This is a genomic window from Treponema sp. R6D11 (assembly GCF_054786075.1).
On sequence record NZ_BDHD01000815.1, the window covers coordinates 1 to 500 of the forward strand.

1 protein-coding gene is annotated in these 500 nt (G+C 37.2%); it reads left to right on the top strand.

Translation table 11 applies throughout. The features are described from left to right. Positions 1-216: 216 nt before the first annotated feature. A partial coding sequence (locus ACYVTD_RS16280) for an ATP-dependent metallopeptidase FtsH/Yme1/Tma family protein (RefSeq protein ID WP_461248719.1) occupies positions 217-500 on the top strand: 284 nt, incomplete at its 3' end.

The window sequence follows — 500 nt, forward strand, 5'->3', positions numbered from 1 at the left end:
GCTCCAAATTGTCTTTTTTAACAATATCGAACCTAAACCCTGTCGCTTTCATCATTTCGTATACGCCACCAGCCATCTTCATAGCCTTTTCTAAATCGTTTTTGGCGGAAGGTTGTTTGCGAACTTTGCATACTTGCGCAGGAGCTATATTTTGCCGAACGAGGAAATGATTAAATCTAAATTAAAGTTGCCTAACTTAAAAAGAAGGGGACAATAGTGAACAAAAAAAATAACTTTGGTTCTGGTGTATTTATATATTTATTCTTATTTTTAGCCATATTTGCGTTGGTTGCATACTCGCTTCAGGGCGATGCGATTAAATATAACTATACCGATCTTTACAAAGCGATAAAAAACGGCGAGGTAACGGAACTTAAACTGTCCGACACGCATGCTGTTGCGACTTTAAAGAATGATAAAACGATTGATATTGATATACCTAGTATCGACTTTTTATACGATAACCACCAAGGCATACGCCCAGCCAAAACAGTATCAAC